The organism is Streptomyces sp. NBC_00250, from assembly GCF_036192275.1.
In the GTDB taxonomy this organism is placed as follows: domain Bacteria; phylum Actinomycetota; class Actinomycetes; order Streptomycetales; family Streptomycetaceae; genus Streptomyces.
The window spans coordinates 7,087,429-7,102,591 of record NZ_CP108088.1; the positions used below are offsets into that span (position 1 = coordinate 7,087,429).

At 72.7% G+C, this 15,163-nt stretch carries 13 protein-coding genes; 8 read left to right on the forward strand and 5 right to left on the reverse strand.

Annotation, left to right across the window (positions count from 1 at the left end; genetic code table 11):
• Positions 1–19 precede the first annotated feature (19 nt).
• The 5 genes from OG259_RS32115 (at position 20) to OG259_RS32135 (ending at position 5,309) form a co-directional block, all read left to right on the forward strand.
• A complete protein-coding gene (locus tag OG259_RS32115) occupies positions 20–997 on the forward strand; it encodes an ABC transporter substrate-binding protein (RefSeq protein WP_328945434.1) in 978 nt (325 codons plus the stop codon).
• A gap of 46 nt (positions 998–1,043) precedes the next feature.
• Entirely contained in the window at positions 1,044–2,108 is a 1,065-nt protein-coding gene (locus OG259_RS32120; RefSeq protein WP_328945435.1) for an LLM class flavin-dependent oxidoreductase, read from the forward strand.
• Positions 2,105–3,412, forward strand: a complete 1,308-nt coding sequence (locus OG259_RS32125) for an NtaA/DmoA family FMN-dependent monooxygenase (RefSeq protein WP_443052057.1) — start codon at positions 2,105–2,107, stop codon at positions 3,410–3,412. Before OG259_RS32120 ends, OG259_RS32125 begins: the two co-directional genes overlap by 4 nt.
• Positions 3,413–3,417: 5 nt before the next feature.
• Positions 3,418–4,236: a DUF1684 domain-containing protein gene (locus OG259_RS32130; protein ID WP_328945436.1), complete on the forward strand. Its 819-nt coding sequence runs from the start codon at positions 3,418–3,420 to the stop codon at positions 4,234–4,236.
• A gap of 173 nt (positions 4,237–4,409) precedes the next feature.
• Entirely contained in the window at positions 4,410–5,309 is a 900-nt protein-coding gene (locus tag OG259_RS32135) for a S1 family peptidase (protein WP_443052058.1), read from the forward strand.
• A 112-nt stretch (positions 5,310–5,421) separates the two neighbouring features.
• Here OG259_RS32135 and OG259_RS32140 read toward each other — a convergent pair whose 3' ends face one another.
• Both OG259_RS32140 and OG259_RS32145 read right to left on the reverse strand, forming a co-directional pair.
• Positions 5,422–6,363, reverse strand: a complete 942-nt coding sequence (locus OG259_RS32140; RefSeq protein ID WP_328945437.1) for a GNAT family N-acetyltransferase — start codon at positions 6,361–6,363, stop codon at positions 5,422–5,424.
• Between the two features lie 85 nt (positions 6,364–6,448).
• Positions 6,449–7,498 carry a DUF3533 domain-containing protein gene (locus tag OG259_RS32145; RefSeq protein WP_328945438.1) on the reverse strand — a complete coding sequence of 350 codons (1,050 nt, stop codon included), beginning with the start codon at positions 7,496–7,498 and terminating at the stop codon, positions 6,449–6,451.
• A gap of 170 nt (positions 7,499–7,668) precedes the next feature.
• Here OG259_RS32145 and OG259_RS32150 point away from each other — a divergent pair, with 170 nt between their 5' ends.
• Positions 7,669–11,118, forward strand: coding sequence for a DNA polymerase III subunit alpha (locus tag OG259_RS32150; protein ID WP_328945439.1), 3,450 nt, complete (start codon positions 7,669–7,671; stop codon positions 11,116–11,118).
• Positions 11,119–11,173: 55 nt separating this feature from the next.
• Here OG259_RS32150 and OG259_RS32155 read toward each other — a convergent pair whose 3' ends face one another.
• Both OG259_RS32155 and OG259_RS32160 read right to left on the reverse strand, forming a co-directional pair.
• Positions 11,174–11,728: a Clp protease N-terminal domain-containing protein gene (locus OG259_RS32155; RefSeq protein WP_328945440.1), complete on the reverse strand. Its 555-nt coding sequence runs from the start codon at positions 11,726–11,728 to the stop codon at positions 11,174–11,176.
• Entirely contained in the window at positions 11,728–11,937 is a 210-nt protein-coding gene (locus tag OG259_RS32160; protein ID WP_030315760.1) for a helix-turn-helix domain-containing protein, read from the reverse strand. The genes OG259_RS32155 and OG259_RS32160 overlap by 1 nt, the downstream gene beginning before the upstream one ends.
• A 186-nt stretch (positions 11,938–12,123) precedes the next feature.
• On the opposite strand from OG259_RS32160, the gene OG259_RS32165 reads away from it, so the two are divergent.
• On the forward strand, positions 12,124–13,131 hold the full coding sequence (locus OG259_RS32165) for a DNA polymerase Y family protein (protein WP_328945441.1): 1,008 nt from the start codon (positions 12,124–12,126) through the stop codon (positions 13,129–13,131).
• A 33-nt stretch (positions 13,132–13,164) separates the two neighbouring features.
• On the opposite strand, the gene OG259_RS32170 is transcribed toward OG259_RS32165, so the two are convergent.
• The gene (locus OG259_RS32170; protein WP_328947242.1) at positions 13,165–14,049 is read right to left on the reverse strand and encodes a LysR family transcriptional regulator; all 885 of its coding nucleotides are present in this window, start codon (positions 14,047–14,049) and stop codon (positions 13,165–13,167) included.
• 192 nt (positions 14,050–14,241) lie between these two features.
• Here OG259_RS32170 and OG259_RS32175 point away from each other — a divergent pair, with 192 nt between their 5' ends.
• On the forward strand, positions 14,242–14,943 hold the full coding sequence (locus OG259_RS32175; RefSeq protein ID WP_328945442.1) for a flavodoxin family protein: 702 nt from the start codon (positions 14,242–14,244) through the stop codon (positions 14,941–14,943).
• Positions 14,944–15,163 lie beyond the last annotated feature (220 nt).

Below are 15,163 nucleotides of genomic sequence, written 5' to 3' on the forward strand. Positions count from 1 at the left end.
CCCTTTCAGGAGCACTGCCATGAAGACCCGTCGTCCCGTCCTCGCCGCCCTCGCCTCGCTCACCGCCCTCGGGGTCCTCACCGCCTGCGGCTCGGGTGACGCCACCACCGAAACGATCAAGCCCGAGGGGAAGAAGGCGGCCGGTGGCATCAACCTGAGCCCCGAGCAGAACCGTGTCCACACCCCCAAGGTCGACGCCCTCGCCGCCCGGCTGCCCGAGGCCGTCCGCAAGAGAGGCACCCTGATCCTCGGCGTCTCCGCGACCGGCAATCCGCCGCTCGCCTTCCACGCCACCGACGACAAGACGCTGATCGGCGTCGAGGTCGACCTCGCCACCCTGGTCGCCGACGCCCTCGGTCTGAAGCCCGAGTTCGACCCGGTCTCCTGGGAGAACCTCTTCGTCGGCCTCGACAGCGGCAAGTACGACGCCGTCTTCAACAACGTCACCGTCACCGAGGAGCGCAAGGACAAGTACGACTTCGCCACCTACCGCCTGGACGACCTGGCCTTCGAGGCGAAGAAGGGCTCCGGCTGGACGGTGAAGGGCCCCGAGGACGTGGCGGGGAAGGTGATCGCCGTCGGCTCCGGCACCAACCAGGAGAAGATCCTCGTCGACTGGTCCGCGCAGAACGAGAAGGCCGGCCGCGAGCCGGTCGACATCAAGTACTACCAGAACACCTCGGACTACTACCTGGCGCTCCAGTCCGGCCGGATCGACGGCTACCTCGGCCCCAATCCCGTCGCCGCCTACCACGTGCTCTCCGCCGGACAGACCGAGATCGTGGGCACGTTCTCCGGTGCGGGCGCCGGGCTCCAGGGCAAGATCGCGGCCACCACGAAGAAGGGCAGCGGACTCGTCGCCGCCTACGCCGCCGCGATCGACCACCTCGTCGAGAACGGCACCTACGCCCAGGTCCTCAAGCGGTGGGGCCTCGACGGCGAGGCCGTGACGAAGTCGGAGATCAACCCGCCCGGGCTGCCCCGTACCGAGAACTGACCCGTCCGCCGCTCCGTTCGCTTCACGTCGCTTCGAGAGAGACCGCATGACCAGCACCCGAACGCTCCACCTGGCAGCCGAACTCGCCCCGGGATCCGGTGACTTCCCGCCCACGTCCGCGTCCTCCGCCGCCGTCCGCACGGCCGCGCACTCCGTCGCCGACACCGCCGCCCGTACCGTCGCGCTCGCCCGGCTCGCCGACGCCGCCGGGCTCGACTTCCTCACCCACGACGACTCCTTCGCCCGGCCCGGCCTCGACGCGCTCGCCGTCCTCGCCCGGGTCGCCCCCGAGACCCGTTCCGTCGGGCTCGTGCCGACCGTGACCACCACCCACACCGAGCCCTTCCACGTCCAGGCCGCCGTCGCCACCCTCGACTGGGTGAGCCGGGGCCGGGCGGGCTGGCGGATCGCGGTCTCCCCGAACGGGGCCGAGGCCCGGCTCTTCGGCCGCCGCCCGGTCCCGCCCACCGCCGAGCTCTGGCAGGAGGCGGGCGAGGTCGCCGAGGTCTCCCGCAAGCTGTGGGACAGCTGGGAGGACGACGCCGAGATACGCGATGTGGCGACCGGGCGGTTCATCGACCGCCGCAAGCTGCACCACGTGAACTTCCAGGGCTCGACCTTCTCGGTCAAGGGCCCCTCGATCGTCCCCCGGCCCCCGCAGGGCAATCCGGTGACCGTCGTCGACGCCACCCGCCCCGACGCCCGGGACACCGCCGCCCACCACGCCGACGTGGCCCTGATCCGGGCCTCCTCCGCCGAGGAGGCCGCGGCCCTGCGCGCCGAACTGCGCCAGGGGGCCCGCGCCCACGGCCGGGACCCCGGTCAGCTGCGCGTCCTGCTCTCGGCGACCGTCGACCTCGACGCGTACGAGGGCGGGCCCGGGGCGCTCGCCGCACTGATCGCGGGCTGGCACGGCGGCGGGGCGGTCGACGGCTTCCACCTCGTGCCGGCCGTGCCCGAACGGGACCTGGAGCGGTTCACCGCCGAGACCGTGACCCGGCTGCGGGACCGCGGGCTCTTCCGCGAGACCTACGAGGGTGCCACCCTCCGCGACCACCTGGGGCTCACCCGCCCGGTCAGCCAGTACGCGACGACGGGAGCGCACGCGTGAGCACCCACAAGGGACGGAAGCAGATCCACCTCGCGGCGCACTTCCCCGGCGTCAACTCCACCACCGTCTGGGCCGATCCGCGCTCCCGCTCGCAGATCGACTTCTCCTCCTTCGAGCACCTCGCCAGGACCGCGGAGCGCGGCCTGTTCGACTTCTTCTTCCTGGCCGAAGGGCTGCGGCTGCGCGAGCACAACGGGCGCATCCACGACCTCGACGTCGTCGGCCGGCCCGAGTCGATCACCGTCCTCAACGCGCTCGCCGCCGTCACCGACCGGCTCGGCCTGGCCGGTACGGTCAACGCCACCTTCAACGAGCCGTACGAACTGGCCCGGCGGCTCGCCTCGCTCGACCACCTCAGCGCGGGCCGGGCCGCCTGGAACGTCGTCACCTCCTCGGACGCCTTCACCGGCGAGAACTTCCGGCGCGGCGGCTATCTGGACCGGGCCGACCGGTACACCCGGGCCGCCGAGTTCCTCGCCACCGCCCGGGAGCTGTGGGACTCCTGGACCCCGGGCGGGGAGCGGCGCCCCTTCGCCCACGACGGGCCGCAGTTCGGGATCGAGGGGGAGTTCACCGTCCCGCGCTCCCCGCAGGGGCATCCTGTCGTCATCCAGGCCGGGGACTCCGCGGAGGGCCGGGAGTTCGCCGCCTCGGCCGCCGACGTGATCTTCAGTCGGCACTCCACCCCGGAGGCCGCCCGGGAGTTCTACGCCGATGCCAAGGGACGGCTCGCCCGGTACGGCCGCGCGCCCGAGGACCTGAAGATCATGCCGGCGGTCACGTACGCGCTCGGCGACACCGACGCCGAGGCGCAGGAACTGGCCGCCGAGATCCGTCTCCAGCAGGTCTCCCCGCAGAACGCGATCCTCGCCCTGGAGCAGATCTGGGGCCGCGACCTGTCCGGCTACGACCCGGACGGACCGCTCCCGGACGTCGACCCCGATCCCGACTCGACGCTCGTCCAGGGCCGGGTGCGGGTCGCCGACCCGGTGGCGGTGGCGAGGAAGTGGCGGGCGCTCTCCGAGGCCAAGGGCCTGTCGATCCGTCAGACGGTGATCGAGACCTCCGGCCGGCAGTCCTTCGTCGGCAGCCCGGAGACGGTGGCCGCGGCCCTGGAGGAGTTCGTCGTCACGGACGCCGCCGACGGCTTCATCCTGGTCCCGCACCTCACCCCCGGCGGCCTCGACGACTTCGTCGACCGGGTGGTCCCGCTGCTCCAGGAGCGCGGAGTCTTCCGTACGGAGTACTCCGGCACGACGCTGCGGTCGCACCTCGGGCTTCCCGAGCCCGTATGGAAGGGTTGAGCACCATGAGCACGCACAACGACACCGACGCGGGTACGGGCACGGACCCCCGGCAGGAGTGGCAGCGCTGGCACGAGCAGCGGGAGGCCGCGGTCTCCTCCTCGTACGGTCCCCTCTCCCTCACGGGCACCCACTGGCTCTCGGACCACCCGGAGGGGCGTATTCCGGCCGTTCCGGGGGAGTGGCGGGAGGACGGCGACGAGGTGCTCCTCAGCGCGGGCGCCGAGGACGGGGTCACCGTCGACGGAAAGCCCTTCACCGGCACGGTCCGGCTCACCGCCGACCACGGCCCGATCCACGAGTCCCGGGTCGAGTCGGCGGGCCGGCGGCTCGTGGTGCTGCGGCGCGAAGGACTCTGGGCCGTACGGGACTTCGATCCCGGCTCGGAGGCCCGCAGCGCCTTCCGGGGCATCGAGGCCACCTCGTACGACGAGCGCTGGGTGGTGCCCGGCGTCTTCCGGCCGTACGAGGAGACGCGCAGCGTACGGGTGGAGAACGCCGACGGCGTCGAACGCGGTCTCGGGCTCGCCGGGGAGCTGGTCTTCGACCTGCACGGCGGCGAGCACACCCTTCAGGTGGCCGTCGAGGACGACGGTTCCCTGTGGGCGGTCTTCGCGGACGCCACCAGCGGCCGGGACAGCTACCGCTTCCGCTTCCTGCGTCCGGCGGCCCCGGCGGCGGACGGTTCGGTGACCGTCGACCTCAACCGCGCGCTGCTGCCGCCGTGCGCCTTCGCCGACCACTTCATCTGCCCGTTCCCGCCGCCGGGGAACACGCTGGACACCGCCGTCGCGGCGGGCGAGCGGCGGCTGAACGAGGTCTGAGGCCTGCTCAACTCCGTTGGGATGTCGGGTAGTTGAGGGCTGTACGGCTGAAAGGCGCCCTTGCGGCGTGAAGTCGTACGGCCCGAGACTCCCCCACAGCGCAGGCCCCTGGCCGCGCCTCACGGGCCCGTCACCCCACGGCGGTCCCCCGATTCCCCTCGGGAGGAACAGAAGTGAGGACCACGCGCACCACCCCCACGAGAACCGTCCGGCTGCTTGCCGTCATGGCGGGACTCGCCGCCGCCGCGGCGCTCGCCGTCCCCACCGCGAGCGCCGACACCGCACAGAGCGCACGCGTCTACGACGCCGCCGCCCTCTCGGCGACCGGCGACGCCGTGCTCGCCGCCGACGTGGCCGGTACCGCCTGGCACGTCGACACCGCCACCGGATCGGTGGTCGTCACCGCCGACTCCACCGTCTCCCCGGCCGAGATCGCGAAGATCAAGCGCCAGGCCGGGGCGAACGCGGGCGCCATCAGGGTCGAGCGGACCCCCGGGAAGTTCAGCAAGCTGATCTCCGGCGGCGACGCGATCTACGCCGACAGCTGGCGCTGCTCGCTGGGCTTCAACGTCCGGGACAGCGCGGGCAACTACTACTTCCTGACCGCCGGCCACTGCACCGACGGCGCGGGCAGCTGGTACTCCAACTCCTCCCGTACCACCGTCCTCGGCAGTACGGCCGGGTCGAGCTTCCCGGTCAACGACTACGGCATCGTCCGCTACACCAACAGCACCGTCACCAAGTCCGGCACCGTCGGCAGCGTGGACATCACCAGCGCCGCCAACGCCACGGTCGGCATGTCGGTCACCCGCCGGGGCTCCACCACCGGCACCCACAGCGGCTCGGTCACCGGCCTCAACGCCACCGTGAACTACGGCGGCGGGGACGTCGTCTACGGCATGATCCGCACGAACGTCTGCGCCGAGCCCGGCGACTCCGGTGGCCCGCTCTACTCGGGCAGCCGCGCGATCGGCCTCACCTCGGGCGGTAGCGGCAACTGCTCCTCGGGCGGGACGACCTTCTTCCAGCCCGTGACGGAGGCGCTGAGCGCCTACGGCGTCAGCGTCTACTAGCCGAACCGGGAAACCCGGACCGGAGCCCCTTCGCGGATGTGTTCGCGAAGGGGCTTCCCGTCCCTCCCCGCCGGCCCGCTTCCGTCCTCGTGCCGTATGCCGTACGTACGGCTCAGAGGGTGCGGGCGAACTCCAGCCGGTCGGCGAAGTTCACGTATCCGGCGCGCTCGAAGGCCCTGGCCATCGCCACGTTCGCGGCGTCGCAGTCCCCGCGGATCTCGGTCGCCCCGGCGGAGACCAGGACACGCGTGCCCCGGACCACGACCGAGGTGGCGTACCCCTTGCCGCGGTGGGCGGGCGCGACGCCGACGAAGCCGATCACCGGAACGCTGGGGTTCTCGGCGGGGAGGCTGATCACGGCGACGGTGCCGTCCGCGTCGTAGCCGAGCTCCCACCACTCGGGCTCGTGCTTCAGCTCGGCCGTCTCCTCGAAGAGCAGCTCGGCCGCGCGGCGGGCGCCGTGCTGTCGTACGTCGGCCGCGAGCCGGGCGTCGGCGGTGTCCGCGAGCAGCTCGGCGAGGACCGCGACGAAGGGCTCGGGGCCGAGTTCGGCGAGCGAGCGGAAGGTGAGCCGGGGGTCGTCGGCGGGCGGCCCGTCCGGTGTGCCGGGGGTGTGGAGGCTGAACCGGCGCCCGTCGCGGACCGCTTCGAATCCGGATGCGCGCAGCAGCTCGCCCCGGCGCTCCGGGTCCCGCTGGAACTGCGGGGCCTGGGCGGGGGAGTCGACGACGTGCTCCAGCTCCGTCGCGCCCAGCTCCCGGGCCTTGGCGGCCGCCGCGTCGAGCAGCGCGGCCCCGGTCTCCGTCGAGTCCTCCGGCGCCTCGAACAGCACGAAGGCGAGCGGGACTTCGTGCCCCGGGATCGTCCACAGCACCACGCTGCCGGTGAGCCGTCCGTCGCCGTCCTCGGCGACCAGGCACCACTCGGGCCGGGTGCACCCGTTGTCGAGGAGCTCGGTGAGGTACGCGCGGGTGGCGGCGTTGCGCTCGGGGGCGTCGGGGTGTTCGACCAGGGCGGGGAGTTCGTCGGGACGGGCGGGGCGGACGAATGTCACGGAGAGCCTTGTCGGTTCGGGGGTGGTGGGGTGGTGCCCCGCGAACGTAACGGCCGGGGAAGGTTTGGGCCAGGGGTTTTGGGCTTCAGCGGGTCGGCGCGCCGTTCGCGGGGTCCAGCTCCTCCGCGATCGGCTCCGACTCGGGCTTGCGCTTCAGGGAGGACATCACCAGGGTGATCACCGTGCCGACGACCGCCCAGGCCGAGAGGACCAGCATCGAGCCGGTCATGTCGTTGCCCTTGAAGTACGCGATCGAGCGCGCCGACCAGGTGCCCGCGCCCGGTGGCAGGGCGGGGCCGATCGCGTTCCAGAACGGGGGCAGCATCGGCAGCGGGAACGCGCCGCCCGCGCTGGGGTTGCCCGCGATCACGATGAGCAGGATCGCCAGGCCGATGCCGACGATCCCGAAGACCGCCTGCAGGGCGAGGGTGGCGGCGCCGACGGCGAAGACGACCAGGGTGCCCAGGCCCCACAGGGCGGCGACGCTGCCGGGCAGGGCGCCCAGGATCGGGCCGACGATGATCGCGCCGCCGAGTCCGCCGAGGACCGAGTAGAGCGCGAGGACCCCGAGGCGGATGATCGCTCGTTCGAGGTTGGCGGGCCGGGAGCCTGCGCTGATCGCCAGGATCGCGGCACAGATGTAGCCGCCGACGCACCAGCCGACGACGAGGTAGAAGGCCGAGAGCCCGTTGAAGTCCTCTCTCGACGCGGGGGCCACGTCGACGGTCCGTACGGTGCGCTGCTGGGCCTCCTCCACGCTGATGAAGATCGCCTCCAGGGTGCGGGAGAGCGCGGTGCCGCCGCCGGAGGCGACGAGCAGGGTGTCGGTGCGGCCGGCGGGGTTGACGATCAGGGCGCCGTCGATGTCCCGGTTCAGGATCTGGTCCCGTGCCGTGGCCTCGTCGGTGACCGTACGGGGGTCGAGCGGGGCGCCGGGGAGCTGGTCCAGTTGTTCGACGAGCTGGGCGGAGACCCTCGGGGGCGCGACGACGCCGAAGGGGACGTCCCTCGGCTTGGGGTGGTGCAGGGCCCCGACGTACGAGGTGATGAAGAGGAGCTGGAGGGCGAGGACGCCGACGACAAGGAGGGCGGCTCGGGGGGTGACGGCGCTTTTCAGTTCGTCGACGAGGCTCATGCCCCCACGCTCGGGTGCAGGGGGTGTTTCCGCAGGTGGGATGCGCCCGAATGGCTGACCGGAGGACGGCCCGGCACGGTTATCGTACGGACGTTCGAAATGGGCTAAAGTGAAGGACGAGGGGGTGGGAACATACGTACGATTTCAATGCGGGAGCCGGGAGGTGCGCCATGCCGGGATTCACGCACCTGCACACCGCGTCGGGCTACTCCCTGCGCTACGGCGCCTCCCACCCCGAACGACTGGCCGCACGTGCCGCCGAGCGCGGCATGGACGCACTCGCCCTGACCGACCGCGACACCCTCGCGGGCACGATCCGCTTCGCCAAGGCATGCGCGAAGGAGGGCATCCGCCCGCTGTTCGGCGTGGACCTCGCGTACGAGGCGACGGTGCCGGCCCCGGCCCCGGGGCGGATGCCGGGGCCCGAGGGTACGCGCGACGTACGGCGGGCGCCCGTCAGGGGCGGGGCCTTCGTCGACGAGTCCGCGCCCCGCGCCCTCTTCCTCGCCCGCTCCCGCACCGGCTGGGCCTCGCTCTGCGCGATGATCACCGCCGCCCACGCCGGGGGAGGGGAGCGGCCCCTGCTGCCCCGGTCCGCCCTGTGCGACGAGGACGTCTTCGTCCTCCTCGGCCCCGACTCCGACGTCGGTCGCGCCCTCGCCGCCGGCCGCCCCGACCGGGCCGTCCGACTGCTCGCCCCCTGGCGCGAGCGGTACGGCGACGCGCTGCGCCTCGCGGCCGTCGACCACCGGCGCTCCGGCACCGGGCCCGGCTCCCTGCGGCTCGCCGCCCGTACCGTCGGCTTCGCCGCCGAACAGGGCGTCCGGCCCGTCATCGGCAACTCCGTCCGCTACGCCGACCCCGGCCAGGGCCCGGTGGCCGACGTCCTCGACTCCGCCCGCCGCCTCGTCCCCGTCGACCCCCGCAAGGAGCTCGACAGCGGCGAGGCCTGGCTCAAGGGCGCCGACGACATGCTGGCCGCCGCCGAACGGATCGTCGAGGCCGCCGGCTTCCGCCGGGACACCGCCCACCGGCTCCTCGAACAGACCGCGACGGTCGCCGCCGCCTGTCTGGTCGACCCCGAGGACGACCTCGGCATCGGCTCCGCGCACTTCCCCGAACCGCACCTCGTCGGCGCCGAGCACCGCACCGCCCAGCGCGTCCTCACCTCCCGGGCCGCCGCCGGCATGATCCTCAAGGGGTACGAGAGGCGCGGCGCCTACTGGGACCGGATGCACCGCGAACTGGACGTCATCGCCCACCACCACTTCGCCACCTACTTCCTGACGGTCGCCCAGGTCGTCGACGACGTCCGGAAGATGGGCATCCGGGTCGCCGCCCGCGGCTCCGGCGCCGGCTCCCTCGTCAACCACCTCCTCGGCATCGCACACGCCGACCCGGTCGAGCACGGCCTCCTGATGGAACGCTTCCTCTCCAAGCGCCGCACCGCCCTGCCCGACATCGACATCGACGTGGAGTCCGCCCGCCGCCTGGAGGTCTACCGGGCGATCATCGACCGCTTCGGCACCGCACGCGTCGCCACCGTCTCCATGCCCGAGACCTACCGGGTCCGCCACGCGGTACGGGACGTGGGCGCGGCCCTCTCCATGGACCCCGCCGAGATCGACAGGCTCGCCAAGGCCTTCCCGCACATCCGCGCCCGCGACGCGCTCGCCGCCCTCGACGAACTGCCCGAACTGCGCGAACTCGCGGGCGAGCGCCAGAAGTTCGGACGTCTCTGGGAGCTGGTCGAAGCCCTCGACGCGCTGCCGCGCGGCACCGCCATGCACCCCTGCGGGGTCCTGCTCTCGGACGCCTCGCTGCTCGCCCGCACCCCCGTGGTGCCCACCAGCGGCGAGGGGTTCCCCATGTCCCAGTTCGACAAGGAGGACGTGGAGGACCTCGGGCTGCTCAAGCTCGACGTCCTCGGGGTCCGCATGCAGTCCGCGATGGCCCACGCCGTCGCCGAGGTCGAACGGGCCACCGGCACCCGCCCGGACATCGACGCGGTCCCTGAGGGCGACCCCGAGACGTACCGGCTCATCCGCTCCACCGAGACCCTCGGCTGCTTCCAGATCGAGTCGCCGGGCCAGCGCGACCTGGTCGGCCGGCTCCAGCCCGCCACCTTCCACGACCTCGTCGTCGACATCTCGCTCTTCCGGCCGGGCCCGGTCGCCGCCGACATGGTCCGCCCCTTCATCGAGGCCCGGCACGGCCGCGCCCCCGTCCGCTACCCGCATCCCGACCTGGAGGAGACCCTGCGGGAGACGTACGGCGTGGTCGTCTTCCACGAGCAGATCATCGAGATCGTACGGATCATGACCGGCTGCCGCCGAGACGAGGCCGACCAGGTGCGACGCGGACTCTCGGACGCCGAATCGCAGGGCCGGATCAAGCTCTGGTTCGCCCGGCAGGCCTCCGCGCGCGGATACGGGGACGAGGTCGTCGCCCGTACCTGGGGGATCGTGGCGGCCTTCGGCTCGTACGGCTTCTGCAAGGCGCACGCCGTGGCCTTCGCCGTGCCGACGTACCAGTCGGCCTGGCTCAAGGCGCACCACCCGGCCGCCTTCTACGCCGGGCTGCTCACCCACGACCCCGGCATGTACCCCAAGCGGCTGCTGCTCGCGGACGCGCGGCGGCGGGGGGTGGCGGTGCTGCCGCTGGATGTGAACAGGTCGGCGGTCGCCCATCGTATCGAACTGGTGTCTGATTCTCCTGAGCGGTGGGGGCTCCGGCTGGGCCTCACCGACGTGCACGGCATCAGCGAGGCCGAGAGCACCCGGATCGAGGCCGGGCAGCCGTACGCCTCCCTCCTCGACTTCTGGGAACGGGCCCGCCCCCGCACCCCCGTCGCCGAACGGCTCGCCCAGGTCGGCGCGTTGGATGCCTTCGGCGCCAACCGCCGCGACCTCCTCCTGCACCTCACCGAACTCCGCCGCGTCCAGCGGGGAGCCGCCTCCCACGGAGGTCAACTCCCGCTCGCGCAGGGCGGGAAGACCGCACCCGTCGGCCTGCCCGACCTCGACGAGACGGAACGCCTCAGCGCCGAACTCGGCATCCTCGGCATGGACACCTCCCGCCACCTCATGGGCGACCACCAGGCCTTCCTCCGCGAACTCGGCGTCGTCTCCGCCCAGCGCCTCCGCGAGACCCCGCACGGCAGGACCGTCCTCGTCGCGGGCGCCAAAGCCGCCACCCAGACCCCGCCCATCCGCTCCGGCAAGCGGGTCATCTTCACCACCCTCGACGACGGCACCGGCCTGGTCGACCTCGCCTTCTTCGACGACGCCCACGAGCGCTGCGCCCACACCGTCTTCCACTCCTGGCTGCTCCTGGTCAGGGGCGTGGTCCAGCGGCGCGGCCCCCGCAGCGTCAGCGTGGTCGGCGCCGCCGCCTGGAACCTCGCCGAACTGGTCGAACTCCGGGCGTCCGGCGGCCTGGGCGCGGTGGGGGACCTGCTCGCCGAACCCGCCCCGGCCGGGGCGAACGGCGACTCCGGTCGCCGCATCAGGATGTCCACCGGTTACGAGATGAACCCCTGGGCCGACCTCAAGCCGGCGGGCGAAGGGGCCCCGAGCGGGCGGAAGTTGTGGCACAGCAGCCCGGGGAGCGCGGGCTGAGCCGCTCCCCGGGCGCCGGGAGCGCCGGGGGCGCCTCGGGCAGCGCGGGCGGGGGTCAGGGGGCCGTCGCGCCGGAGACCGCCGTGTCGACGGAGGCGTACGTCACGCCGTGGTCGGCCAGGGCCTCCGAGACGACCCCGCCGGTCGTGGTGAGCGCCAGGAGGATGTGCTCGTCGCCGATCTCCCGGTCCTTGCGGGCCAGTGCCACCCGGAGGGACTTCTCCAGGACGGTCTTGGCCGCCCGCGAGAAGGACCGGCGGCCGGACCACCACCCGGAGTCCTTGCGGTCACCCGCCAGCGCGCCCGCGCCGTGGGTCTCCTCCACCCGCGCCACGATCGCGCCGACGTCGATGCCGAGGTCCGCCAGGGCCTCCTCGTCCGCCCGGGAGAGTCCCGCCCGGCGCCGGGCGTCGGTCAGGGCTGCCACCAGGGACGGGCGGCGGTCCGGCGGGCACAGCGTGCGCAGCGCGTCCGACGCCCGGGTGCCCTCCCCGTCGAGCAGGGCGAGCAGCAGGTGCTCCTCGGTGACGACCGTCGCGCCACCCCGCTCCGCGTGCTCGACCGCCCCCTTCACCACGGCGCGTGCGGCCTTCGTGAACCGTTCGAACATCACTGCCTCCCGTACTTCTTGTGGACGGCCTGTCGGCTTACTCCCAGTTCGGTCGCGATCTCCTGCCACGACCATCCCTGGTTGCGCGCACTGCGCACCTGGACGGCTTCCAGCTGTTCCAGCAGTCGCCGCAGGGCGGAGACGGCCCGTAGCCCGACCCGGGGGTCGCGGTCGCCCGCCCGTGCGGCGAGATCGGTCGCATCGGTCATGTCGTCAACTTACGTTGACATCCACTCTCGCGTCAACCTTGGTTGACGGGTGTGGCGAGGCGGGCTTCGGCTCAATCGACTCGCACAAATATTCGAACATGCTTTAGGGTGGGAGGGCAGGTAGGGGCATAAAGGGGCAAACCTGCATGCGGATGTGGATGCGGATGCGGGAGAGGAGAGATACCCGTGAGTGATGTCGGGCGGCGCGACGACTCGGCGAGCATCCTGCACGTGCGATGCGCCCCACGGCTGCCGGAGGACGGCTATCGGGCGGTGCTGGAGCTGCTGCGCGAGTTCTCCCCCCTCGTCCAGGCCGTTCCGCCCGGGGCGGCGCTGGTGGAAGTACGAGGCGCGCAGCGGTACTTCGGAGCGGACGCCAAACACATCGCGGAGCTGGTGCGGCTTCGCGCACTGGCTCGGCTGGGTACGGATGTACGCGTCGGGGTTGCCGGGACGCAGACGGTGGCGGCGATGGCATCCGGCCACATGACGGAGCCCGGCGGCGTCCTGGCCGTGCCCGATGACGCGGTGGGCGCCTTCCTGGCCCCGCTCCCGGTGGAGACGCTGCACGGCATCGGCCCCCGGCAGGCGGAGCTGCTGAGGAAGTACGGCCTGCACACCATCGGCGCGCTGGCCGAGGCTCCGCAGAGCGTTGTCGAACGGGTCCTGGGGCGGGGAGCCGGGCGGCTGGCCGCACAGCGTGCCCGCGGCATCGACGTACGCCAGGTCGTGCCGAAGGACCTGCCGCTGTCGGCCGGTGTCAGGCACAGGTTCTCCCGGCAGGAACTCGACGGCAGCTCCGCGAGGGCGGCCCTTCTCGGTCTGGTGGTGCGGCTGGGGGCGATGCTGCGCAACCGTGGACAGGCGGCCCGGGGCCTGTCCTTGAGGCTGCAGTTCGCCGGCGGCCCGCAGTGGGAGAAGACCCGGCGGCTCCCGGAACCGTCCGCGCACAACGAGGACCTGCGGGCCGTGACGTATCAGCTGATGGACGCGGCGGGGCTGCAGCGGGCCCGGCTGACCGGCATGGTGCTGCGTGCCGAGGAGCTCGTCGGGGCCGAGTGCGTGGCCCGGCAGATGTCGCTGGACCCCGCGCACGAAGCCCGTCTGGCGGTGGAGGCGGCGGTCGACTGCGCGAACGCCCGGTTCGGAGCCCACGCGGTGCGCCCGGCCGCCACGTTCCGCCCCGCGGCGTAGCCCTGGCTCCCCCTCCACCGCGCCCCCGGCCTCCTAGGGCAGCTCTGCCGAGGCGCGCAGCAGCAGGTCGCGCAGTGCCGTGGCGGTGTCCGACGGGTCGGTGGAGGTGAGGACGACCTGGTCGGCGGTGGTCGAAGGGCCGGTGAGGGGGATGATCCGCAGGCCGGGCGGCCGGTGGTCGAGTGCGGATTCGACGGTGATGCCGATGCCCGTTCCCGCGGCGACATGAGCGGCGATGGCGTGCACGCTGTCGGCGGTCCTGATGATCCGGAGGTCGGCTCCGCCGATCCGGAAGGCCGACAGCAGGCGGTCGCAGAGACCGCTGTTGATCTGGTGGGGCCAGGTGAGCAGGCCGGCGGTGGACAGTTCGGACGCGCTCAGCTCGGCGTACCCGGCGAGCGGGTGGGCCTCGGGGACGAGCGCCATGAACCTCTCGGTGGACAGCACCCGCGCGTTCACGCCGTTCACGTCGCCGGTCGCCCAGCCGATGCCGAGCCCGATCGTCTCCGCCCGCAGGGCGGTGAGCTGGGCCGTGGTCGGCATGGTCTCCGGCACGATCGTCACGTCGGGGAAACGGTCGCGCAGCTGCGGCAGACAGCGCAACAGCAGCTGGTGGCCGGTGTATTCGGCGTGGGCGACGACGAGGGTGGTACGGCTCCGGTCGCCGGCGGCCAGGGAGCGCCCGCGCTCCTTGAAGCGGCGCAGCTGGGCGAGGGTGGCGTGGGCGTCGGGCAGCAGCGCCTCGCCGAGATCGGTCAGTGACACCCGGCGGCTGGTGCGGTGGAACAACCGCCCGCCCAAAGTGCCCTCCAGTCGCTTGACGGCGTCGCTGACGGTGGGCTGCCCCCGGTGCAGGCGCGCGGCGGCGCGGCCGAAGTGGAGCTCTTCCGCGACGGCCACGAATGCTTCCAGTTCCATCCTGTCCACGGGGCCAGGCTAACGCGATCGATCGGTGTGACCGATCGCTGCGTGCCGATCTTCGGCGTTGATGCCGTGCCGTCCGCAGGCTGTGATGGCAGGGCAAGCAGGGATCTCCCCACGACCGGAAGCGGCGAACAGCACATGACAGTCAATGACGTTGAACGTGAGCAGGGTGCATCGACGGCCGCGGTGCCGACGGCCACGGTGACGGTGGTCTACCACTCGGTGCACGGGCACACCCGGGTCCTGGCCGAGCGCCTCGCCGACGGGGCGCGCCTCGTGCCGGGCGCCCGGGTGCATCTCGTCGAGATCCGGCCCGAGGACGTCGTCGCCGGCCGTTGGCACGATGCGGAGGTACTGGCGCTGCTCGACCGCTCCGACGCGATCGTCCTCGGCTGCCCGACGCTGATGGGCAGCGTGTCGGCGGTGTTCAAGGCCTTCATGGAGGCGGCGTTCACGCCGTTCGTCACGCAGGCGTGGAAGGACAAGCTGGCCGGAGGGTTCACCATGTCCGCCTCGCAGAGCGGCGACAAGCTGGCGGTCCTGGAACAGCTGGCGGTCTTCGGCGCGCAGCTGGGCATGCAGTGGATCGGCGTGGGCGACATGCCGGGCAACAACTGGAGCGGTGGCTCCCGCGACGATGTGAACCGGCTGGGCTCGTGGCTGGGTCTGATGAGCCAGAGCCATGCCGACCAGGGGCCGGAGGACGCCGGATCGCGCGGCGACCTGATCACCGCGGAGCGGTACGGCGAGCGGATCGCCCGGCTGACCCAGCGCTGGGTCAACGCCGTGCCGTACGACACTCCCCGGATGACCGAGCACGAGGCCCGCGCCCTGTCGGCCTCCCTCCGGGAGACGGACGGCGCATCGGCGGCCCTGGCCGAGGCCTGACCCCACGAGATCCGGCCCACGGGCGGCGCCTCGGTGCTCGCCGACGGCCTGGAGGACGGCCCGACGGCCGTGTCGAACGGCTCGCCGGCGACCCGGGGCAAGGCCCGGCAACCTGCACCGGCGCCCCGAGACACGGCCCGACGGTCGTTTCACCAGGCACTCATGACGACACATCACTTTTTACCGACGCGTAACTTCCCAGCCAAGGCTACCCGTGCGT